A 21,312-nucleotide genomic window follows, 5' to 3' on the forward strand; every position below is an offset into this window, starting at 1 on the left:
TTCCTTTGTTGACGGCGGAAAGTGTAACAAATCGCGATCACCGGGTTATGTGAGAGCTCTCACAAAGGCTCCGCCGCGGCGGATGAGCAAGAGTCACAAGTCAGAATAAATAAATTAAAATCAATACATTAAAAGCATCATGAACGCTATTTGCACGCCTTTTGTCGTGACCGAATGCGGGGATAAAAATAATTGATGGCAATAACATCGACGGCAGAATGGCGATAAAAAATACGCCTTTTGCACGCTATTTAACCAACGCTGTCAGGGTGAGAAGAGAGCCGAAAATTAAATTAATGCTGTAAAGAATAAAAAGCAGACGTAATCAACGCCCTTATTTAACGACAAGTCGGTTTGGCATCACATTTTATCTGCGGCGGGCGGGAAAAGGGCACAGGCATTATTTACATCAAAGAAACATTATATTCACAATTTAGTTTTTCTTGTGCGGCGGACGGTACGGCTTTTTCCGCCCTATCGCAGGCGGTCATACTTTGATTAAAATCAACCCTGGTAATTTATTTTTTACGGTGGCCGCTTGAGAGTCATTTGTGTTGCCGATCACAAATCCATAAAACAACCTTCCGGCTTTTCTTCCACCGCAACTGATTAACCAGCTTTTCACTATGCAAATGCAAATAACGTATTTGCCCTCCCCGCAGGCGCTCTGTAGTTTGAGCCAGGATCCCGGCGCTACTTTATCCGGGTCAGGACTTTATTATTCAGAGTGTTGAATTCCACCATGATTAAATTAACGCATCTTTGCAAAACCTACCCAGGCAGCGCCCAGCCGGCCATTCGCAACCTCAGTCTGGATATTGATCATGGCGAATTCTGCACCTTCGTCGGCCCGAGCGGCTGCGGAAAAACGACTATCCTGCGCATGATTAACCAGCTGGATATTCCCGACAGCGGCGACGTCTATATTCAGGGCGTCCGCCTCGCTGACGCTGATATTATCCAGGTCCGCCGCCAGATCGGCTTCGTGATGCAAAGCGCCGCGCTCTTTCCCCATCGTACCGTGGCGCAAAATATCGCCACCGTACCGCGGCTGGCGGGCTGGAGCAAAGCGCGGATCCGCGCGCGCATTGACGAACTGGTGGCGCTGATGTCGCTCGACAGCCATCTGCTGCACCGCTATCCGCATCAGCTCTCCGGCGGCCAGCAGGGACGCGTAGCCATCGCCCGCGCCATCGCCGCCGATCCGCCGATTTTACTGATGGATGAGCCCTTCGCCGCCATCGACCCGGTGGTCCGTGAACGCCTCCAGGACGAGCTGTTGCTGTTGCAGCAGCGGCTGCAGAAAACCATTGTACTGGTGACCCACGACATCAATGAAGCGATCCGTCTCGGCGATAAAATCGCCATTTTCCAGGAAGGCGGTGTGCTGGCGCAGTTTGATACCCCCGACCGTATTCTGGCCCACCCGGCAAGCGAGTTCGTGCGCCGCTTTATTGGTCCGGAACCCAATCTGAAGCGGCTGGGCATGGTACAGGTCGGCCAGCTGCCGCGTCACGATGTCCCCCTGCTCGACGAAGCGCTAACGCCGATCGCCAGCGCCCATCCACCGCTGGCCAGCCCGCTGCGCCTGGTGCTTGACCGCCAGCGACGCCCGCTGCACTGGTTTGATCCGCAGCGGGGTCTCACCCTGCCGGTGGAGCGCCCGCTCGCCAGCAGTCACAGCCTGCGTTTTGCCTATAGCGCGCTGCTCGACGTGGCGACCGGCGTGCTGGTGCATGTGGATGGCGAAGGACAATACCAGGGGGCGGTGTCTCACGCCCTGCTGCAGCAAGTGCTCGACGGCGCGGTGGGGGTGAGACCTCATGATTGACTGGGGCTGGGTTATCGATAACCGCGCGATGATCGGCGATCTCCTCTGGCAGCATGCGCGGATGGTCCTGCTGGCGCTACTTTTCGGCTCCCTGCTCACCGGCGGCCTGTTAGCCATTACCCTGCGCTGGCCCGCGACGGCGCAGCCGCTCATCACCCTTTGCGGCGTGCTGTTTACCATTCCCTCGCTGGCGCTATTTATTTTATTGCTGCCGTTTACCGGGCTGTCGCTGACTACCTCGCTGATTGGCCTGACGCTGTACTCGTTGCTGATCCTGCTGCGCAACATGCTGGCCGGCATAGAAAAGCTGCCACAGGCGGCGCTGGAGTCGGCGCGGGCGCTCGGCTACACCCGGGGATTCCGCTTCTTCGATATCGAGCTGTGGCTGCTGCTGCCCTCCTTGTTTGCCGGGCTGCGCATTGCCTCGGTAACGCTGGTCGGCCTGGTCACCGTCACCGCGCTGATCGGCCAGGGCGGGCTGGGACAGCTGCTGCTGGCGGGTTTTAATCAGGACTTTCTGACGCCGATTATCGTCAGCCTGGTCCTGAGCCTGCTGCTGTCGCTGGTCTTTGACGGGCTGATCGCCCGTCTCGGCGACTGGCTAACGCCGTGGACGAAATGATGACACTGCTTCTCGCCACCTTTCACTGGTTGACCCAGCCGGAGCACTGGCTGGGCGACGAGGGCATCCTGCTGCGCCTGGGCCAACACCTTTATTACGTGCTGGTCAGCATGGCCGTGGCCTGCGCCATTGCCCTGCCGCTTGGTATCGCCCTTGGCTACTGGCGCAAAGGCGCCTTCGTGGTGATCAACCTGTTTAATCTTGGCCGCGCCATCCCTTCGTTAGGGCTGATTTTATTATGCATCATCGTTTTTGGCTTTAACGATATCCCGGTGCTGGCGGCGCTTATCGCGCTTTCTATTCCGCCGATTCTCACTAACACCTGGGTGGGGATTTATCACGCCGACCGCCCGCTGTGCGATGCGGCCATCGCGCTGGGCATGACCCCCTGGCAAAGCCTGTGGCAGGTGCGGATCCCGCTGGCGGCGCCGCTGATCCTCGCCGGAGTGCGCACCGCGCTGGTTCAGCTTATCGCCACGGCGGTGGTCGCAGCCTATGCCGGTCTGGGCGGGTTGGGACGATTTCTGATCGACGGACTCGGGCAACGGGATATCCCGCAGGTGATCGGCGGCTCGCTGGTGGTTTCCCTGCTGGCGATAGGCGGCGAACTGCTTTTCGCCCGCTGCGCCGGCCGCCTGGTTCATCGCCGTATTGCCGCGCCTTATTAGCGTGACACTGACATGACCCCAGCGCCTGGCGCTGATTAACCTGAAAATAAAAGAGGTATTATGAAGCAATTATTTGGCAAGGCCGTCACCGCCCGTCGATTTCGTCTCTCGTTGCTGGCCGCCGGGCTGTTCAGCCTGAGCGTTTACACCTATGCCGCCAGCGTCACGGTGGGCGGGGCCAACTTTACCGAAAGTTCCATTCTCGCCAACATCTACGCCAGCGCGCTAAAGAAAAATCATATCGAGGCCAACACCCGTCTCAACCTCGGCAACCGGGAAATTATTATTCCGGCGCTGCAGAGCGGTGAGATCGATATCGTTCCGGAATATCTTGGCGCCCTGCTCAATTTCTATAACGGCAAAACCGAGGCCACCAGCCAGCAGGACGTCAGCGCTGAGTTGGCTCAGGTCCTGCCTGCCGATTTCACTCTGTTGAACCCGGCCCCGGCCACCTCGATCACCGCCTGGGCGGTACGTGCCGAGACCGCGGAGAAATACCATCTGCGCACCCTCTCCGACCTGAAGCCCGTCGCCCCGCAGCTGGTGATCGGCGGACCGCCGGAGCTGGCGGTACGCGCCCTGGGCCTGCCGGGGCTGAAACGCGTCTATGGTCTTGAGTTCAAAGCGGTGAAATCGCTGGACATGGGCGGGCCGCTGACCCGGCTGGCGCTCAATTCGGGCAAAATCGATGTCGCGACGGTCGTCTCCACCCAGGGCAATCTGGCGAAGGAGAAATGGGTGGTTCTGGAAGATGATAAACATGAGCAACCGAGTCAGAACGTGGTGCCGCTGGTGCGCAAAGCCAGTCTGACGCCGGAGATCGGCGCCGTGCTCAATGAGGTCTCCGGCAAACTGGACAATGCCACGCTGATTGCCCTCAACCAGCAGGTAGATCTTCAGCATAAAGATCCAGCGGCCGTCGCCGACCAGTGGGTTAATGCCAACCTATCCCAACACTGACCTTCACTCCGCCACGGATGGCGTTCAGCCGCGAGTCCACGCTATGTCTACCCGACACATGATCCTGAACCTGTTCTTTTATAACCCACAGGGGGATTACCGTTTCTCCTGGCGTCACCCTGACGCGCCTGAAGCGGACATATTTACCCTCAACTATTACGCCAGTCTGGCGCGCAAGGCCGAAGCGGCGACCCTCGACGCTATCTTTGTCGCCGACCATATCGCGGTGTGGGATACGGTGCCCAGCGGCCTGACCCACTACGCCAACGCCCGGCTTGAACCCCTGACGCTGCTCTCAGCCCTCGCCGCGGTGACGGAGCATATCGGCCTGATGGCCACCGCGTCCACCTCCTATAACGAACCCTATAACCTGGCTCGCTACTTTGCCTCGCTGGATTTCCTCAGCAATGGCCGGGCAAGCTGGAATGTGGTCACGTCGTGGCTGGAAGAAGAAGCAGCAAACTTCGGTCTGGAGCAGCTTCCCCGCCACGGCACGCGCTACCAGCGGGCCAATGAATTCATCGACGTGGTCACTCGTCTGTGGGATTCCTGGGAAGATGGCGCGGCGATCTTCGATAAAGCGCGCGGATTATTTGCCGATGCCGACAAGGTGCATCATCTCGAGTATCAGGGCGAGTACTTTCGCGTGCGCGGCCCGCTCAACGTCCCTCGCCCGCCGCAGGGCCATCCACTGCTGGTGCAGGCCGGCTCTTCGGAAGCAGGGAAAGCGCTGGCCGCCGCCTGGTCCGATATGCACTTCGTGTTTATTCACTCGATCGCCGAGGGGCTGGCCTATCGCGAAGAGATGAATCAACGGCTGCGCCAGCACGGGCGCGATCCGGCCCATTTCAAAATCATCGCCGGGGTCCTGCCGGTGGTGGTGAACTCCGACGAGGAGAAGGCGGCCCGCCAGCAGCTTAACGAACAGCTGATGAGCGACCAGATGGCTATCGATCTGCTCTCCTCTTATCTTCGAATGGATCTCAGCGCCCTGCCGAGGGACCAGCCCCTGCCGCCGCTCCCTGATGAAGAGAGCTTTGACGGCATCCGTACCGCGCTGAAGCTTATCCGCCAGTACGATCCGCGGCTCACTCTGCTGGAGTTGGGGAAGTTGTTATTACAGAGTTCTGATAGCTGGCTGCTGCTGGGCAGCGCCGAGGAGATTGCCGCCACCTTAACGGAGACCTGGCAGGCGGGCGCCGCCGATGGGTTCAACCTGATGTTCCCGCTGCTGCCGGGAGACTTTGACCGCTTTGTTGACCAGGTGGTGCCGCTTCTGCAGCGTAACGGCGTCATGCGTGACCGCTATCCGCCCGGCACCCTGCGTGAAAAGCTCGGTCTGCCGGCGGTGGCAAACCGCTTCACCGCCCCTTCCCGCCCCGCGTTACCGCCGACGCCGTAGTCTGCCATGACCCGCCCCGGCGCAGATCGCTGGCCGGGGCATTTTACCTATAGCTGGCTGACTCCCTGCGCCGCGGCCTCATCCCGCCACGCCAGCAGCGGAGCATAGGCCTCCCGCGACATATCGCTATAGCCGCAGATCAGCAAGGCGTCGCACAGGGAACGATAGCGCGCATCGCTCACTAACTGCTGGAGCGCCTCGCGCAGGCTGTTCAGCGTCGAAGCCGGGGTGGCGCTGGCAGTGATCAGCGGCAGCCCTGGCGCGTCCGGGCTCCAGCCGATCGCCACCAGTCCTGCCAGGGCCTGCGGTTGATGTCGCTGCAGCAGAGCGTAGGTCACACAGTCGATGGCGGCGATATCGGCGTTTTCCTGCTGCAGCTCGCGCAACGATTGCCGATGGCTGCCGCTAAACACCACAGCCGAAAAAAATCGCCCCTCCCGCGAGAGCGGCGCGACCATTTTGCGCAGCACGTTGTAGCCGGACTGCGAGTGCTCGGCATTGCACACGGCCCGGCGGCCAAAAAAGTCAGCCAGCATCCGGTGACTATCCGCTTTGCGGACCACCAGCAGGCTGCGGTAGCGGCGCCCTTCGCAACCGGGCGCGGCGTAGTGGAAGCAGCCCACCGTCTGCACCTCCGGCAGCTGGGTCACCAGCGGATAGCCACAGGTCTGACTCAGCAACAGCCTCGGCTGGCGCCAGTGGGCCAGCAGATCCTCGGGGTCATCCGCCGGCGGGTCCCCCGCCACCATCACGCCGCGTTCGGCCAGCAGCGACTGTACCGCCTGCCACAGAGCCTGGGTCTGTTGACGGTGGATGGCATACATCGGAAAGGTCATGCGTTCAGCCATGTTCTCCTCCCGCCTGCACCTGCTCGCCAAAGCCCGGATGGGCGTTCACCGCCACCGCCCGGCGGCTAAAATGGCGTCGCCACTCACCGTACCCACGCACCAGGAACCCCTGATTACGCTGCAGATAGGCCGTCTGGCGATGCAGATACAGCTGACGTAAAGCGTACCAGGGAACCCCTGGCAGGTCATGATGCACCGCATGGTAGTTGAGATTGAGGAACAGCACTCGCCAGGGGAGCCCGGCCTCGTTGATCACCGAGCGGGCCAGCGGGTCATCCGCGGCCCGGTGTTCGAGAAAAGAGCGCACTTTGGTCAGGGCCAGCGCCGGGTAGCTCACCGCCAGCACAAACCACAGCGGGGATAAACCCTGCGCCGCCATCCAGGCCAGCAGGCCCGTCAGCAGCAACAGATGCAGGCTCCACATGGCGATGGCGCGGTGGTCGCCCTCGCGGAAAGCCCGCAGCGCGCTGCGCAGGGTGTGAACGATATCCATCAGCGGCGCCAGCAGCAGACGCCCCCAGAAGGTATTGCGCAGGTGGATAAGGCGGCGTTGCCAGGCTGAGAAGCGCTGCCAGCTTTCCGCGGTCACGTAGTACGATTCGGGATCATCCTCGGGGTGCGTCAGCAGATGGTTGCGATGGTGCGCCAGATGGCTGTCGCGATAGACGCCATAGGGATACCAGACCGCCAGCGGCAGCGTCCCCAGCAGCTGGTTAAACCATGCCAGCCGGGTGGGATGCCCATGGATCAGCTCATGCTGTAAGGACATATACCAGGCGGTAAACCAGATCAGCAGCAGCGTGGCCGGAAACAGGCCCAGCGTCCGCCAGCCCGCCACGCAGGCAAACCAGCCGCCGTAAACCGTCACCAACAGCAGCCAGGTCGGCAGCTCGCTGCGCCACAGCCAGCTGCGCGCCAGCTGGCGGATCAGGATGCGCTGTTGGTCATCCACATAGACAGCCGTCTTCTTTTCCGTCACTTCCGATACCTTGCCGTGTTGCCTCATTCCCTCCGAAGATGTGAGATAACACGTTAAATAACAAAGTATTTAATTTACTTAGCTTTGCCAAAAAGCGCGTTTGTATTTACCGCTTTCATCAACACCTGAAACTGCGGATTAAATTCGTCAAAGATCGGCAGCGCAGCGGCGCCCAGCGCGGCGGTATCAGTGCCGGTCATCCCCATTTTGACACGCTGGGCCGGCAGGTAACGCCCGCGGACGGACTGATACAGCGGCGGCAGACGCGCCAGCACTCTCTCCAGCAGCGGGGCGGGCATCATGCCGCCCACCACTACCGTCTCGGCATCGAAGACGCACTCCAGCAAATTGATCGCCTGACGCAACGGCGCCAGGATGCTGGTGATCCACTGGTCGAAAAGCGCAGCGTCCACCGACAGCAGATCCTCCGGCAGGGCGCGATAGGGATCGAGGCCGCAAAACTCATAGGCCGCCTGCAGGGAAACATAGCGCTCAAGACATCCCTCATTCCCGCAATAGCAAGGGCGACCATTCGGCGCGACCACAATATGCCCGACCTCGCCGGCGTTATGAGCATGGCCGGTATACACATGACCATCGGTAAAAATTCCGGCGCCCAGACCAGTGCCTATGTAGAGATAGACAAAGGAGTTGAGCTGCCGCGCCACGCCGTGAAAGCGTTCGCCAATGGCGGCCACCGTGGCGTCGTTTTCGAGGGTCACCGGCAGGCCGCTCAGTCGCCCGAGCTCCGCTGCTACGTCTACCCCTTCCCAGCCGTTAAGCGTCGTGGGTCCCGTCGACGAAATCCCTTCCACGCCAAAGGGCCCCGGCATCACAACCCCCATCCCCAGCACCCGCGGCCAGTCCAGCGCCGGCAGCGCACGGATCTCATCCAGCACCTCAGCGAGGCGGGCAAAGGTCGCACCAGGCTGGGGCTTTTGCACCAGAATGAGTCGGCGAAAATGGACCTCGCCAGTCAGATCCACCAGCACCACAATCAGCGTCTGATGATCAAGATGGATTCCAATCGACCAGGCGCTGGCGGGATTGAGGCTCACCGGCACCGCTGGCTGTCCCCGGCCGCTGGCGCGCCGCGGTTGGTGGCTGGTCAGGAGATCCATCTGCTCCAGCTCCGCCACAATATTCGACACGGTCTGCGGGGTCAGCGCGGTCAGCCGCGCCAGCTCGGCGCGGGTCAGCTCGCCATGTAAACGCACCGCCTCAATGATCACCCGGCGGTTATGCACCCGGGCATGTTCAAGGTTTGTACCTGATGTTTTCATCGTTTCCCTTCCAGGCTGGACTGGTGAAATTTTAGCCGGCATCACAGATCTGACAACGACCCGCGCAGGCGAGCCTTCGCGATGGCATACCCTTTGCTACGCTTAGTCCCAGGGCCACTCGGGAGATGTTGCCGATAGTGTCGCCCTGATTAAATCAATCAAATTGATTTAATAAATCATAACCCCTTTCAGTACAGCACAGCGGAGAGCAAAGATGAAATACCACAGCGCACTACGGGTCAACGCCTGTCTGCTGGCGATGCTCGTTATCAGTGGGAGCGTCAGCGCAGCGACCCAGATTAATGCCCTGTTTATGACCCAGGCGGCCTATAGCGAAAACGACATTCGCGCGATGACCAGCGATTTCGAAAAGCAACATCCTGATGTGAAGGTCAACCTCGAATTCGTTCCCTACGAAGCGCTGCACGACAAGATCGTCGCCGCCCGCGGCGCGGGGGGTAACGGCTACGACGTGGTGCTGTTCGACGCGATCTGGCCGGCGGAGTTTAGCCGCTTCGATCTGCTGCAGGATGTCTCTTCACGAATTGCCCCAGACGAGCGTGAGAAGATTTTCCCCGGGGCGATGAATACCGTGGTGTATCAAGGCAAAACCCTCGGCATGCCGTGGATCCTCGACACAAAATATCTGTACTACAACAAAGCCATGCTGGACAAAGCAGGGATCAAAACGCCGCCAGTCAGCTGGCAGCAGGTGATGGACGACGCTAAAGTGCTTAAGGACAAAGGGATCGTTAAATATCCGCTGGTGTGGAGCTGGTCGCAAGCGGAAGCGCTGGTCTGTGATTACACCACCCTCGTCTCCGGCTTCGGCGGGAGCTTCTACCAGAACGGCAAGCTCGATTTTTCGACGCCCGCCTCGCTGAAAGCGGTCACGCTGATGAAAACCTCGCTCGATCAGGGGCTGAGCAACCCGGCATCACGTGAATACCTTGAGGAAGATGTGCGTAAGGCTTTCTCCAATGGCGACGCCGCCTTTGCGCTCAACTGGACCTATATGTACAACATGGCCAACGATCCGAAACAGAGTAAAGTCGCAGGTGATGTTGGCATTGTCCCCGCCCCAGGCGATACCCCGGATAAACCCGGCGCTGTCAACGGTTCAATGGGGCTGGGCATCGCCAAAGCCAGTCAGCATTCGGAAGAGGCCTGGCAGTATATTCACTACCTCACCTCCCAGCCGGTACAGGACAAGTATGCCAAACTGAGCCTGCCGGTATGGAAAGCCTCGTACCAGGATCCTGCCGTTGCCAAAGGCCAGGAGAGCCTGATCGCCGCCGCCGACAAGTCGTTGAACGTGATGCTCTCTCGCCCCGAAACGGCAGATTACTCGCGCCTGTCAAACACCCTGCAACAGCAGCTTCAATCGGTACTGCAGGGTAAAGCCACGCCCGACGTCGCCCTCAAGGCGGTCGACACCAGCGCGGCCCGTCTGCGTTAAGGAGGCGTGATGCTGAGTCTGCAACGACGCGAGCATCGTCAGGCATGGGTGCTGTTAGCGCCCATGCTTATCGCGATGTTTATCCTCACTGCGTGGCCGCTGGCGCGCACCCTGTGGCTGAGTTTCACTGATACTGCGCTGGCGGGAAGCGGCGAGGCGACCCACTACGTCTGGCTGGATAATTATCTTTATGCCCTGACCGACCCGGACTTTCGCGCCGCCTTCGCGCGAACGCTCTATTTCACCGTGGTCTCGGTGGCGATTGAGGGGGCGATCGGCGTACTGGTGGCGCTGTTGTTGAATCAGCGTTTTGTCGGGCGCAATGTCCTGCGGGTGCTGGTGATCCTGCCGTGGGCGTTGCCGACGATCGTCAACGCCATGATGTGGCGGCTTAACTTTAATCCCGACTACGGCAGCGTTAACGCCCTGCTCAGCCAGCTGGGGCTGATTGACAGCTATCGCAGTTGGCTGGGCTCGCCGGATTCTGCGCTGCACGCGGTGATGCTGGCGGATATCTGGAAAAACTACCCGCTGGTCACTCTGCTGGTGCTGGCCGCGCTGCAGTCCGTCCCCGACGATCTGTACGAGGCGGCGCGGCTCGACGGCGCCTCCGCCTGGCGGCGCTTTCGCGCCATTACCTTTCCGGCCATTGTGGGCCCCCTTGGCGTCGCGCTGGTGCTACGCACCATTGATGCCTTCAAAGTGTTCGACATTATCTATGTTATGACCCGTGGCGGCCCGCTGGACAGTACCAAAACGCTGAGCTTTTTTGTCTATCAGGAGTCATTCAGCTATCTGCGCGCCGGCAGCGGCGCGGCCTACGCCATGCTGATGAGCCTGATGTGCGCCGTACTGATCGCCCTGTATCTGTTTTTGCTGCTGCGTCAGCGGCGCCGGAGTATTGATGATGAAGCGTAAAGGGTACATCGTGCTGCGTTACATGGCGGCGCTGGCGGTGGCGGTCTCGATCCTCGCCCCGATGCTGTGGCTATTTTTGATGAGCGTCAGCACCACCGCGGACCTCACCCGCGTCCCGCTGGCGTGGATCCCGCGGCAGTGGGACTTTAGCCGCTATGGCCATCTGCTGTCGCTGGCCCCTGGCGAACCCGGGGCGCTGTTTCTCCCCGCGCTGGGCAACAGCGTGCTGGTGGCCGCTGGCGCGACGCTGGTCTCGTTGTTGCTGGCGATCCCCGCCGCCTTCAGCTTTTCTCGCTACCCCGGACGCGACGGCTGGCTGTACGCCGGCCTCGGCATCTATATGGTGCCGCCCGTAGCCTTTGTGCTGCCGCTCTATTTTATTCTCGAACACTTTGGCCTGCTCAACACCCGAAGCGGACTGGTGCTGGTCTATTGCTCGCTGATCGTGCCGTTTCTGACGTGGATGGTAAAAAACCAGTTCGATACCCTACCGCAGGATATCGAACAGGCGGCACGGCTTGACGGTCTGCGCATCTGGCAAGTCTTGCTGCGCATCACCCTGCCGCTGGCGAAACCGATGCTTGGCGCCGCCGCGCTGTTCGGTTGGCTGCTGGCGTGGGATGAGTTTTTCTATGCGCTACTGTTTACCAGCAACCTCGCCGCCCAAACGCTGCCGGTGACCATCGCCGGCTTCACCGCCGGCCGCGCCACCGATGACGGACTGGTGGCGGCGGTAGGCATACTCGCCTCAGTCCCTCCGCTGCTGATTGCAATCTGGTTGCAAAAATCGCTGGTCAGTGGCCTCACCAACGGGGGAAGTAAAGGATAACTATGGATAACACCAGGACACCTGTGCTCTATATCGTGGGCAATTACAATATTGATTTAGTGATGGGAACCCTGCCCCACTGGCCCGCGCAGGGAACTGAGATGATGCTCGAGCACAGCGCTCTGCGGCCCGGCGGCTCTGCTGGCAACTGCGCGCTGGCCGCCGCCGCCATGCAGCTGCCGCACTGCGCGGTCGGCTGTCAGGGCGACGACGCGTTTACCCCGTGGCTGGCGGCACAGTTTCCCGGCGATAGCGCGCGCTGGCCGCAGTATCCCTGTGAAACCTCGCTGACGGTGGCGGTCACCCATCCCAACAAAGAGCGCTCGTTCCTCAGCAACCACGGACACATTACCCGCCTGACCGCCGGGGATGTGCTGGACCAGCTGCCTGCCGCCGCTGGCGAGGGCGATATCGTGTTGCTCTGCGGCACCTTTCTCTGTACCAGGCTGCTGTCCGACTATCCGCAGCTGCTCGCCACGCTCCGCCAGCGCGGGTTTACCCTTGCCGTCGATACCGGCTGGCCGCCCCAGGGCTGGAGCGACCCGCTGCGTCATGAGGTCGACCGCTGGCTGGGCGACTGCGACTGGCTGTTGCTCAACGACGTTGAAACCCAGCAGCTGGCCGCCCGCCCCACCCTCGCCGAAGCCGCCGCAGCCCTGGCGGCACGGCTCAGCGGCAGCGGCGGGTGCGTGGTGAAGCGCGGCGCTGACGGCGCGGACTGCTGGACGACCGACAGCCATCACCATGCGCCAACCCGGCCCGTCACCGTCATCGATACCATCGGCGCTGGCGACAGCTTTAACGCGGGCTTTCTTGCCGCGCTGCTAAGCGGTAAACCGGTGCCAGAAGCGCTGCGCTGGGGAAATACCGTCGCCGCGCAGGCGATCGGCACCTCCCCGCGCCGCTATCCCGACTGGCATACCCTGCAACATCACCTTGAGGAGGCCACCGATGGCCAGTGTTGAACTGATCGATGTCGCCAAGCGATACGGCAAACAGACGGTGCTCCAGCCGCTGGACCTCACCATCCCCGACGGCAGCTTTACCGTGCTGGTGGGCCCTTCCGGCTGTGGCAAGTCGACCCTGCTGCGCCTGCTGGCCGGTCTCGAAACGCTTTCCGGCGGCACCATTCTGATGAACCAGCGGCCGGTCAACGATCTGGATCCCGCCGACCGCGATGTGGCGATGGTCTTTCAGAGCTATGCGCTTTACCCCCACCTGACGGTGGCGGAAAATCTCGCCTTTCATATGCAGGTCAAAAAGGTGGATAAGCAGCTGCAGAAAAACAAAGTGCAGCAGGTCGCCAGCCTGCTGGGCATTGATAAACTGCTGGCTCGCTATCCGCGTGCGCTCTCCGGCGGCCAGCGCCAGCGGGTGGCGATGGGCCGGGCAATGGTCAGAAACCCGCAGGTTTTCCTGTTCGATGAGCCGCTGTCGAACCTTGACGCTCAGCTGCGGATGGAGCTACGCGCGGAGATCAAATCCCTGCACCAGCGCATCAATACCACCATGATCTATGTCACCCATGACCAGGTGGAGGCAATGACTCTGGCCGATCAGATTGTGGTGATGCGCGACGGGCAGATCGTCCAGCAGGGGGCGCCGCTGGCCATTTACGACCAGCCATGCAACACCTTCGTCGCCCGTTTTATCGGCTCCCCGCCGATGAACCTCCTGCCCGGTCAGCGCGACGTGCGCAATGGCCAGCCCGGCGTCGCCTGCGGCGCGCTGTGGTTTCCGCTGGCCGAACGCTGGCATCAGGCGGTGGCGAACCAGGGCGATGCCCCGTTGATTGTCGGCCTGCGCCCGCAGGATATTCTGCCGGATGCGCATGGCGCGCTGGCAACGGTAAACATTATGGAGGTGACGGGGGAGTCCACCCTGCTGCATCTCGACTGGCAGGGTTTTCCGGTGCATGTGCAGGTTGCCGGCAGGGTGGCGGTCGCGGCGCAGCAGACGCTGGGGCTGACTCTCCGCTGCGAGAGCCTGCATCTGTTTGATGCCGCCAGCGGCGAGCGGCTGGCGGAGACGCGTTAAGGGCGAAGGGAGCCGGTCATCATCCGTGTGGCCGGGCTCCGGGCGAGGTCGTATTCCAGGGCTACTCCCCTTCCCGCTCTGCTGGCGTCCAGGCCGGCAGAGTCTGGAAGGTGTGCAACAGCCCCTCGGACCACGCCTTGCGGATGCGGTTGAAGTAGGGATCGCTGTCGGTGATGCGATGCTGCCCGGCGCTGCTCAGGCTGCCGCTGCGGTAGAGCAGCGTATCCAGCGGCAGGCCAACGGACAGATTACTGCGCAGCGTCGAGTCAATGGAGATCAAGGCGCAGCACATCGCCTGCTCCAGCGGCGTATCGATGGTCAGCACCCGATCGATGATCGGCTTGCCGTACTTGCTTTCGCCAATCTGGAAATAAGGCGTGTCGCGGGTGGCTTCAATAAAGTTGCCCTCCGGATAAATATGGAACAGACGATGGGTTTCGCCGGCGATCTGGCCGCCAAGCAACAGGTTGCAGTTGAAGTTAGTATTACTGCAGTTTTGCTGGTTGCTGCTGTCGCGCTGGATCACCTCCAGCAGCGTTTTACCGATCAGCATGGCGGCGTCGTAGAGGGAAGTCACCTGCATCAGGTTCGGCTCCTGCTGGGTACGGATCCGCGCGCTGAGCAGGCTTATCACGCTCTGGGTGGTGGCCAGGTTGCCGGCGGATTGCAGCACCAGCACCCGTTCCCCTTCCTGATGGAAAACGTGCAGCTTTTTAAAAGTGGCAATATGGTCGACGCCCGCGTTGGTGCGGGAGTCGGAAGCAAACACCAGTCCATCCGCCAGGCACATGGCCACACAGTAGGTCATTGCGGTTATTCCCGTATTATTGCTGCTGCGCCTGCTGGCTGTGTTCGCGCACTTCAGCGTTGGTTAACATAATCTCCCCGCCGCCGCCCAGCCGGGTGCCCCGTACCGGGCAGGCGTCGAGATAATCCAGTCCGGTCGCCAGCCGCAGATGCTGATTCAGGCGACGGGTATTATTGGTGATATCAAACGACAGCCAACGGCCGTCGAGCCACACTTCCGCCCAGGCATGCATCGCGACATGCTGGGCGTTATCGCTGTAGACATAGCCGCTGACGTAGCGCGCCGGGATCTCCAGCGCCCGGCAGCAGGCGAGAAAAACATGGGTATGATCCTGGCACACGCCCTTCGCCCGGGCGAAGGCGTCGGCAGCGGAGTCCTGGACCTGGGTCGCGCCGGGGGAGTATGGCATTCTTAACAGCAGATCCGCCATCAGTTGATTCAAACTCTCTTCCGCCGCATCGGGACGATAGAGGCGCTGGGCGAACTCACGGATCGCCGTATCGGCGCGGGTCAGCGGCGTACTGCGCAGAAAAACCAGCGGCGACAGCAGCTCGGCCTCTTCATCACGCGTCTCTTCCCCCTCGTCGGCGATATCGACAATCCCGCTGGCGCGAATGGTGATCTCTTTATGCGGGTTATCCAGCGTCAGCACATGCAGCACATTACCCCAGCCGTCGGTCGTGGTCACCGCCGCGCCGTCCGGCAGGGTCAGCGTCCAGGCGGTGATCGTCTGCCGTCCGGTGCTGCGCGGGGTCAGGCGCAGATACTGGGTGGAAAACTTCACTTCTTCATCGTAGCCATAGCGAGTGAGATGATCGATGACCAGTTTCATAAGGCCTCCAGATAGGTTTGTCTGATGCTGTCGGACAGGGCGTTAATTCTCCCCAGCAATCCGTTAAGCGTGGTCTGCAGGTCCGCCTGCGCCAGGTCGTCACGGGTGCTGAAGCGCAGGTCAACGTTGAGCTGATGGGCGAGGCGCAGCGGCTGATAAGAGCGATCGTTGGCGATCTTCTCCAGTTCGCCCACCAGGTCGGCAATGCTGGCGCGCAGCGAACGTGGAATATCGTTACGCAGGATCAGCAGCTCCATCACCGTTTCGCGACTGACCGGCTGGCGGTAGAGGCTGTTGTAAGCTTCGCGGGCGCTGACCGCATTGAGCAGAGTATCCAGCCGGTAGTATTCGCGCACCGGGTCCGGATCGTTGGTCAGCTGTTGATCCTTAATCAGCAGCAGCTGGGTGGTGGCGAACGCGCGCTCGATCAGCGTGCCGATACCGATAAAGCTCAGGGCGTCGTTGCGCAGCAGCGTGCCTATCACCGCTCCGCGAAACAGATGCACCCGCTCTTTCACCCACTCGAAAAAGCCGTCGCTCCCCAGTTCGCCCAGCCCCTGCTGGCGGAGGGTCCGCAGTTCGATGCGGGTGGCATTGATGCTCTCCCACACTTCGGCCGACAGACTGCCGCGCACCGCGTGCGCGTTGTTCCACGCCATCTCCACGCAGCTGTAAATACTGCAGGGGTTGTTGCCATCGAGGGCAAAAAAGTTGAGTAGATTGCTCATGGTAAAGCGGGCATGGCGCGCCTGAAACAGCTCGTGGGTCATCGACAAATTCAGCGGTAGCGCCAGATCCCGCGACTGCTGGCTGTGGCGGGGGATCATTGATAATTTCCAGGTCACGTCCAGCACCCGGGCGTAGCTCTCCGCCCGCTCAAGGTAGCGGGCCATCCAGAACAGTTCACTCGCCGTACGACTTAGCATGATGCGTCATCCTCCATCACCCAGGTATCCTTGGTTCCGCCGCCCTGCGACGAGTTGACCACCAGCGACCCTTCGGTCAGCGCCACGCGGGTCAGGCCGCCGGGCACCAGCCGCATCTCCTGTCCGGAAAGCACATAGGGGCGTAAATCGATATGCCGTGGCGACAGCCCTTCATCAACGAAGGTTGGGCAGGTCGACAGCGCAAGGGTGTCCTGGGCGATATAGTTGGCCGGATTGGCCAGCAGGCGCTGGCGGAAGGCCTCCCGCTCCTCTTTGGTGGAACGCGGGCCGACCAACATGCCGTAGCCCCCGGCGCCATGGACCTCCTTGACCACCATCAGCTCCAGATTGCTCAGCACGTAGCGCAGGTCCTCCGCTTTCCGACACTGCAAGGTGGGGATATTGCTGAGGATCGGCTGTTCGCCGAGGTAAAAGCGGATCATCTCCGGGACGTACGGATAGATCGATTTGTCGTCAGCCACCCCGGTGCCGATGGCGTTGGCCAGCACTACGCCGCCGGCGCGATAGACGGACAGCAGCCCCGGGACGCCGAGCATCGAATCGGCGCGGAAGGCCAGCGGGTCGAGCCAGGCGTCGTCGATGCGGCGATAAATCACATCCACCCGCCGCGGCCCCTCAGTGGTGCGCATATACACCGCGCCGTTTTTAATAAACAGATCGGCGCTTTCCACCAGCTCGACCCCCATCTGCTGCGCCAGGAAGCTGTGCTCGAAGTAGGCGCTGTTGAAGCGACCCGGGGTCATCACCACGACGCAGGGATCATCCACCAGCGAACTTTCGCGCAGGGTCTGCAGGAGGTAGCTCGGGTAGCGCTCCACCGGCGCAATGTGATGCTGCTCGAACATCTCCGGATAGAGGCGCATCATCATCTTACGGTTTTCGAGCATGTAGGAGACGCCGGACGGCGTGCGCAGATTATCCTCCAGCACGTAATACTGACCGTCGTTATTGCGCACCATATCGACGCCGGTGATATGGGCATAGGTGTTGTTTGGCAGGTTGATGCCCTGCATGCACGGTTGATACTGCTCGTTGGCCAGCACCTGCTCGGCCGGTATCAGCCCCGCGCGCAGGATATTCTGTTCATGATAGATGTCATAGAGGAAAGCGTTCAGCGCTTTCACCCGCTGGCGAATGCCGCGGTCAATGCGCTGCCACTCCCCGGCGGGTATGATCCGCGGCACGCTATCAAACGGGATCAGCCGCTCGGTTCCCTCATCCTCGCCGTACACGTTAAAGGTGATGCCGATACGGTGAAAAAGCAGTTCCGCTTGCGCTTTTTTCTGCCGGATAGAGAATTGATCGGTGTTGCGAAACCATTGCCACCAGGCATTATAGTGCGGCCGCTGCTCACCCTGGGAGGTCAGCATCTCGTCATAATAATGCCCGTCAGGAAGCGTTATTTTTATCATGGCCGTCTCCTCCGGTTGTACTCACTTTGTGGTAATCCCGATAAGAGATAAGCATTAATTATGCCAGGTCACACAGCGCGTCGGCGCAGCGTTACGCTGTGAGGCCATGGCTTTGAGTTGATTAAAAAACAACCAGACACTTTGCTTATTTGTGGGCGGTTTTTAGCGTTAAACGCACCAGTTTGGGGCAAGTGGATTCACGGGACGCTGAGGCTTCGCGAGCCACGCCGCCTAGCGACAGGCGGCTGAATAGCATAGAGCCTGCGCTGTGCAGGCTCTGTGTTGCTCAGAAGAAATACTTGAAGCGCAGCCGGCCGCCATAGCGGGAGTCTTCCTGGCCGTCGCCGTTGTTTGGGTTGGATTCAATCCATGATGCGTAGGCCCCAAGATAGATGTTGAAGTTCTTCATATTCATTACGTTCGGAAACAGGTACGACGCATGGATTGTGTGGATATCATAGTTGCCCGGATCGGCGATCCAGCAATTATCGTCGCAGTTAGCGATAAAATCAGCGGTGTTAAAGCTGTCGATTTTGTTATGCGCGTAAATGTAGCCCAGCTCAAAACCGTGCCACAGGGAGTTAACGCCCGCGGTAAAGTCAGTCTCATCTTCGGCATCCATATAAGCGACGTTAAGGTTGGTCACCACGCCGTCCTGCGGATCGGTTTTTTGCCCATTCCACGTCATCGTATAGCCATAGCCGGTACGGCTGGACTGGTCGACCCAGCGTCCTTTCGCATCGTGATAGCCATAGGCGTTATTTACCACGTTGCTTTCCATGGCGATGGCAGTGGAGAAGCGCCCGCTGTTCCACGCGATAACCGGGCGCAAATAGGCCACATTTTTCTCATTTTCCAGCGCGGTGCCATGATACTGCTGGTCCTGGAATAGCGTGCTGCCGTTCTCCAGCAGGGTATTCAGTTCGAAATACCAGTTATCAAGGGTTTTGCTCATCAGGAAGTTGCCGCCGCTGTTGCTCCGACCGCGCCCTTCCTTCATCATGTAAATATAGCCGTAGCCGTCACTGTACAGATCGTTGGCGGTGTTCCCGGAGTATTCCACGAACGTATCCTGATTCAACGGGAACATATCGTAGGCTTCGAAACGACCAACCTTCACCTTCCAGTCGTTCTCCTGGCCAAAAAAGAATACCGCATCATCAAGATTCATTTTGCCGTTCAGGTCGGCCAGCGGCTGGACGGAAAAACCGGCAAAACGGCCATTATCCATTTTGCGCATGCCGTCAAAACCTAACAGCAGGCGGCCATTAATATCCCAGCGTTCATTATTGCCCGGCGCCCAGTCTTTATTTGCCGTGGTTTTTACCGAAGTCAGGCTCCCGCTGCTGCTGGCGCCATCCATGTTAAATTCGACATCACCATAAAATTTGATATCCCCATAGCCGGACAGCGTTAGTGTTGTCGGCTCCGCGCCCGGTGCCACGGGCGCGGCGGACTCCACTTTGACAGTTGGCGTGCTTTTCGCCACCACGCTCTGCTGTCGGGTTAAGGTCTGGATTTTCGCTTCCGCATCGGCCGCTCGTTGCTCAGCATTTATTACGCGCTGTTCCAGCTGCGCTAAACGTTTTTCAATATCCGTCGGGTGATTATTCGTCGCGGCCCAAAGGCCAGAGGAGAACAGACCACTCATAATCAGAGCCATATAGTTTACTTTCATTATTAACATCCCTAATTACATTGTTATATGTTTCATCCAGGGTATAGCCGGGCTATCCAGGGAATTACCTGCATAGCCCTCTTAATACAGCGTGGAATAATCAGGATTCGGCGAAAGTGCCGTGTTTTAAATCATCAACGATGCCGTTCATTCTGTTTTCCGTTAAGCCGTAGAATTTAATCGAGACGGCGGTAAGCACATAAAACACGGAAGGGACCAGAGTAAACAACAGCACCACGCCCTGCACCGCTGAAGCCGACTGCACCGTGGTGTTAGCGGCGTAATGGAAATAGGCCAATATCCAGCCGAGGATGGCCCCGCCGACGGCGACGCCCAGCTTGATGACAAAGATATTTGCTGCGACATTCATACCGGTAATACGCCGCTGGGTTTTCCATTCGCCATAGTTATTCACGTCGGTAATCATCGACCACTGCAACGCGCCGTTGCCGCCCTGAATGATAGAAATCAGAATATGCACGCCGAGCACCGCAATCCAATATTGTACCGGGACGATAAAGCAGACCACGCCCAGCGCGGCGGTGAGAAGATTAATCCAGAAAGAGAATCGGACCTTACAAAAGCGCGTCCCAAAGGGCTTGGCCAGCACCGAACCCAGCATGGAGGCAAACATACCGCCGAGCATGAATATGGTAATCACGTCGGCGCCTTTATGCAGGACGCTGTTAACATAATAGACGACGGCGCCACCGCGAATTACCACGGCGACCAGCATCATAAAATTGTAAACGGAAAGAATACGCCACTGATCGTTACGAAATAGTATTTTCACGTCCCGCGCGATGTTCAGGTTCTGTTCTTTAATCGGCTGCACGCGTTCTTTAGTCGTGGCGAAACAGGTGATAAACATCAGGCAGCCGATAACGCCAAACAGGGCCATCGAGACCTGAATACCGGTCGCGCGATCGCCGGGATAGAGAAAATCAGCCAGCGGTAAAATAAACGCAGTACCGAGCGCGCCGCCGATTGGGGTGATAGCGAAACGCCAGGACTGCAGCGAGAGGCTTTCGCGCGGATCGGAGGTCAGCGCCGCGCCCAGCGAGCAGTACGGAATATTAATCGCCGTATACATCAGTGTCATAAATATATAAGCCGCCACGGCGTAGGCAATTTTTCCGGAGTCGGAAAAGGAGGGAATGGAATACACCAGCACGCAGCTCACCGCAAAGGGCACGCAGATCGCTAACAGCCAGGGGCGAAAGCGGCCCCAGCGGGTTGAGGTGGCGTCAGCAATCGCGCCCATAATCGGATCGGTAATCGCATCCAGCAGACGCACCAGCAAAAACATCGTCCCCATTACGGCGGGCGGCAGGCCATAAATATCGGTATAAAAATAAGCCAGAATAGCCACAGACGAGTCAAATACGATGTGACTGGCTGCGTCCCCCAGGCTATAACCTATTTTCTCTCTGACAGAAATTTTTTCGCCAGCAGACATACACCACTCCTTTATGCAAAATGAAACCGGTTTCTGTAGTGTCTGCATTTTTTACTTATCCGCTATGCGCGGCGCCATTATGTTTTTTTATTAATTATTTATGTTTTTTAATTTATGTGATCCTGCCAGGCTTCAGTCATATTAATCCCGGTATTTTTGCCTGACAGATCACAGCCTTCATCCGTTGCGCAATTTTTAAAATGCGATAAATACGAACCTTATTGTTACAGATAAACATCCGTTCTTTTTTCGGATGCCGCTATCGAATAGCGCTTATTATTTACCCAGAAACATTCACAGCAAAAATAACACCAGCCAGCATTTATATAATTAAGATTAT

At 59.2% G+C, this 21,312-nt stretch carries 20 protein-coding genes; 11 read left to right on the plus strand and 9 right to left on the minus strand.

Annotation, left to right across the window (positions count from 1 at the left end; genetic code table 11):
* The first annotated feature begins 182 nt into the window (after nucleotides 1-182).
* The 6 genes from ABLU73_RS03505 (at nucleotide 183) to ABLU73_RS03530 (ending at nucleotide 5,483) form a co-directional block, all read left to right on the plus strand.
* On the plus strand, nucleotides 183-305 hold the full coding sequence (locus ABLU73_RS03505; protein WP_032447029.1) for a hypothetical protein: 123 nt from the start codon (nucleotides 183-185) through the stop codon (nucleotides 303-305).
* A 437-nt stretch (nucleotides 306-742) separates the two neighbouring features.
* On the plus strand, nucleotides 743-1,831 hold the full coding sequence (locus tag ABLU73_RS03510) for an ABC transporter ATP-binding protein (RefSeq protein WP_114506038.1): 1,089 nt from the start codon (nucleotides 743-745) through the stop codon (nucleotides 1,829-1,831).
* Nucleotides 1,824-2,453, plus strand: a complete 630-nt coding sequence (locus ABLU73_RS03515) for an ABC transporter permease subunit (RefSeq protein WP_004203268.1) — start codon at nucleotides 1,824-1,826, stop codon at nucleotides 2,451-2,453. Before ABLU73_RS03510 ends, ABLU73_RS03515 begins: the two co-directional genes overlap by 8 nt.
* A complete protein-coding gene (locus tag ABLU73_RS03520; RefSeq protein ID WP_004203269.1) occupies nucleotides 2,453-3,121 on the plus strand; it encodes an ABC transporter permease in 669 nt (222 codons plus the stop codon). The genes ABLU73_RS03515 and ABLU73_RS03520 overlap by 1 nt, the downstream gene beginning before the upstream one ends.
* 60 nt (nucleotides 3,122-3,181) lie before the next feature.
* Entirely contained in the window at nucleotides 3,182-4,081 is a 900-nt protein-coding gene (locus ABLU73_RS03525) for an ABC transporter substrate-binding protein (RefSeq protein ID WP_032456285.1), read from the plus strand.
* 58 nt (nucleotides 4,082-4,139) lie between these two features.
* A complete protein-coding gene (locus ABLU73_RS03530) occupies nucleotides 4,140-5,483 on the plus strand; it encodes an LLM class flavin-dependent oxidoreductase (protein ID WP_004203278.1) in 1,344 nt (447 codons plus the stop codon).
* 47 nt (nucleotides 5,484-5,530) lie between these two features.
* Here ABLU73_RS03530 and ABLU73_RS03535 read toward each other — a convergent pair whose 3' ends face one another.
* From ABLU73_RS03535 to ABLU73_RS03545, 3 genes are all read right to left on the minus strand, one after another.
* Entirely contained in the window at nucleotides 5,531-6,331 is an 801-nt protein-coding gene (locus ABLU73_RS03535; protein WP_114506035.1) for a PhnD/SsuA/transferrin family substrate-binding protein, read from the minus strand.
* Entirely contained in the window at nucleotides 6,324-7,310 is a 987-nt protein-coding gene (locus ABLU73_RS03540) for a fatty acid desaturase (RefSeq protein WP_348850062.1), read from the minus strand. Before ABLU73_RS03540 ends, ABLU73_RS03535 begins: the two co-directional genes overlap by 8 nt.
* A 74-nt stretch (nucleotides 7,311-7,384) precedes the next feature.
* Nucleotides 7,385-8,593 carry an ROK family transcriptional regulator gene (locus ABLU73_RS03545; RefSeq protein ID WP_114506033.1) on the minus strand — a complete coding sequence of 403 codons (1,209 nt, stop codon included), beginning with the start codon at nucleotides 8,591-8,593 and terminating at the stop codon, nucleotides 7,385-7,387.
* Nucleotides 8,594-8,807: 214 nt separating this feature from the next.
* Between ABLU73_RS03545 and ABLU73_RS03550 the strand changes: the two genes are divergently transcribed.
* Genes ABLU73_RS03550 through ugpC form a run of 5 tightly spaced genes read left to right on the plus strand, consistent with a single transcriptional unit; the run spans nucleotide 8,808 to nucleotide 13,836 of the window.
* Nucleotides 8,808-10,052 carry an extracellular solute-binding protein gene (locus ABLU73_RS03550; RefSeq protein ID WP_017899870.1) on the plus strand — a complete coding sequence of 415 codons (1,245 nt, stop codon included), beginning with the start codon at nucleotides 8,808-8,810 and terminating at the stop codon, nucleotides 10,050-10,052.
* Between the two features lie 9 nt (nucleotides 10,053-10,061).
* The gene (locus ABLU73_RS03555; RefSeq protein ID WP_017899871.1) at nucleotides 10,062-10,970 is read left to right on the plus strand and encodes a sugar ABC transporter permease; all 909 of its coding nucleotides are present in this window, start codon (nucleotides 10,062-10,064) and stop codon (nucleotides 10,968-10,970) included.
* On the plus strand, nucleotides 10,960-11,799 hold the full coding sequence (locus tag ABLU73_RS03560) for a carbohydrate ABC transporter permease (RefSeq protein WP_004203287.1): 840 nt from the start codon (nucleotides 10,960-10,962) through the stop codon (nucleotides 11,797-11,799). Before ABLU73_RS03555 ends, ABLU73_RS03560 begins: the two co-directional genes overlap by 11 nt.
* A 2-nt stretch (nucleotides 11,800-11,801) precedes the next feature.
* Nucleotides 11,802-12,764, plus strand: a complete 963-nt coding sequence (locus ABLU73_RS03565) for a carbohydrate kinase family protein (RefSeq protein WP_004203288.1) — start codon at nucleotides 11,802-11,804, stop codon at nucleotides 12,762-12,764.
* On the plus strand, nucleotides 12,751-13,836 hold the full coding sequence (gene ugpC, locus ABLU73_RS03570; RefSeq protein WP_069135304.1) for a sn-glycerol-3-phosphate ABC transporter ATP-binding protein UgpC: 1,086 nt from the start codon (nucleotides 12,751-12,753) through the stop codon (nucleotides 13,834-13,836). Before ABLU73_RS03565 ends, ugpC begins: the two co-directional genes overlap by 14 nt.
* Nucleotides 13,837-13,897: 61 nt before the next feature.
* On the opposite strand, the gene ABLU73_RS03575 is transcribed toward ugpC, so the two are convergent.
* The 6 genes from ABLU73_RS03575 to ABLU73_RS03600 all read right to left on the minus strand — a co-directional run bounded on the left by ABLU73_RS03575 (nucleotide 13,898) and on the right by ABLU73_RS03600 (nucleotide 20,972).
* Complete coding sequence (locus ABLU73_RS03575) at nucleotides 13,898-14,644, minus strand: proteasome-type protease (protein ID WP_004203290.1); 747 nt, start codon at nucleotides 14,642-14,644, stop codon at nucleotides 13,898-13,900.
* A gap of 16 nt (nucleotides 14,645-14,660) precedes the next feature.
* On the minus strand, nucleotides 14,661-15,476 hold the full coding sequence (locus ABLU73_RS03580; RefSeq protein WP_004203291.1) for a transglutaminase family protein: 816 nt from the start codon (nucleotides 15,474-15,476) through the stop codon (nucleotides 14,661-14,663).
* Nucleotides 15,473-16,402, minus strand: coding sequence for an alpha-E domain-containing protein (locus ABLU73_RS03585; protein WP_057215996.1), 930 nt, complete (start codon nucleotides 16,400-16,402; stop codon nucleotides 15,473-15,475). The genes ABLU73_RS03580 and ABLU73_RS03585 overlap by 4 nt, the downstream gene beginning before the upstream one ends.
* Nucleotides 16,396-17,835, minus strand: a complete 1,440-nt coding sequence (locus ABLU73_RS03590; RefSeq protein WP_231786766.1) for a circularly permuted type 2 ATP-grasp protein — start codon at nucleotides 17,833-17,835, stop codon at nucleotides 16,396-16,398. The genes ABLU73_RS03585 and ABLU73_RS03590 overlap by 7 nt, the downstream gene beginning before the upstream one ends.
* Nucleotides 17,836-18,121: 286 nt before the next feature.
* Entirely contained in the window at nucleotides 18,122-19,513 is a 1,392-nt protein-coding gene (locus tag ABLU73_RS03595) for a carbohydrate porin (protein WP_049093378.1), read from the minus strand.
* A 100-nt stretch (nucleotides 19,514-19,613) separates the two neighbouring features.
* Nucleotides 19,614-20,972 (minus strand): glycoside-pentoside-hexuronide (GPH):cation symporter, encoded by a 1,359-nt coding sequence (locus ABLU73_RS03600; protein WP_017900190.1) that lies wholly within the window; start codon nucleotides 20,970-20,972, stop codon nucleotides 19,614-19,616.
* Between the last annotated feature and the right edge of the window lie 340 nt (nucleotides 20,973-21,312).

This window comes from Klebsiella sp. GG_Kp175, from assembly GCF_040062325.1.
In the GTDB taxonomy this organism is placed as follows: domain Bacteria; phylum Pseudomonadota; class Gammaproteobacteria; order Enterobacterales; family Enterobacteriaceae; genus Klebsiella; species Klebsiella quasipneumoniae.

Coding starts and splice junctions, on each gene's coding strand:
- ABLU73_RS03600 (WP_017900190.1), bottom strand. CDS start 20,972: ATGTCTGCTGGCGAAAAAATTTCTGTCAGAGAGAAAATAGGTTATAGC.
- ABLU73_RS03575 (WP_004203290.1), bottom strand. CDS start 14,644: ATGACCTACTGTGTGGCCATGTGCCTGGCGGATGGACTGGTGTTTGCT.
- ABLU73_RS03565 (WP_004203288.1), top strand. CDS start 11,802: ATGGATAACACCAGGACACCTGTGCTCTATATCGTGGGCAATTACAAT.
- ABLU73_RS03515 (WP_004203268.1), top strand. CDS start 1,824: ATGATTGACTGGGGCTGGGTTATCGATAACCGCGCGATGATCGGCGAT.
- ABLU73_RS03530 (WP_004203278.1), top strand. CDS start 4,140: ATGATCCTGAACCTGTTCTTTTATAACCCACAGGGGGATTACCGTTTC.
- ABLU73_RS03545 (WP_114506033.1), bottom strand. CDS start 8,593: ATGAAAACATCAGGTACAAACCTTGAACATGCCCGGGTGCATAACCGC.
- ABLU73_RS03520 (WP_004203269.1), top strand. CDS start 2,453: ATGACACTGCTTCTCGCCACCTTTCACTGGTTGACCCAGCCGGAGCAC.
- ABLU73_RS03590 (WP_231786766.1), bottom strand. CDS start 17,835: ATGATAAAAATAACGCTTCCTGACGGGCATTATTATGACGAGATGCTG.
- ABLU73_RS03510 (WP_114506038.1), top strand. CDS start 743: ATGATTAAATTAACGCATCTTTGCAAAACCTACCCAGGCAGCGCCCAG.
- ABLU73_RS03555 (WP_017899871.1), top strand. CDS start 10,062: ATGCTGAGTCTGCAACGACGCGAGCATCGTCAGGCATGGGTGCTGTTA.
- ugpC (WP_069135304.1), top strand. CDS start 12,751: ATGGCCAGTGTTGAACTGATCGATGTCGCCAAGCGATACGGCAAACAG.
- ABLU73_RS03585 (WP_057215996.1), bottom strand. CDS start 16,402: ATGCTAAGTCGTACGGCGAGTGAACTGTTCTGGATGGCCCGCTACCTT.
- ABLU73_RS03525 (WP_032456285.1), top strand. CDS start 3,182: ATGAAGCAATTATTTGGCAAGGCCGTCACCGCCCGTCGATTTCGTCTC.
- ABLU73_RS03595 (WP_049093378.1), bottom strand. CDS start 19,513: ATGAAAGTAAACTATATGGCTCTGATTATGAGTGGTCTGTTCTCCTCT.
- ABLU73_RS03560 (WP_004203287.1), top strand. CDS start 10,960: ATGAAGCGTAAAGGGTACATCGTGCTGCGTTACATGGCGGCGCTGGCG.
- ABLU73_RS03580 (WP_004203291.1), bottom strand. CDS start 15,476: ATGAAACTGGTCATCGATCATCTCACTCGCTATGGCTACGATGAAGAA.
- ABLU73_RS03535 (WP_114506035.1), bottom strand. CDS start 6,331: ATGGCTGAACGCATGACCTTTCCGATGTATGCCATCCACCGTCAACAG.
- ABLU73_RS03550 (WP_017899870.1), top strand. CDS start 8,808: ATGAAATACCACAGCGCACTACGGGTCAACGCCTGTCTGCTGGCGATG.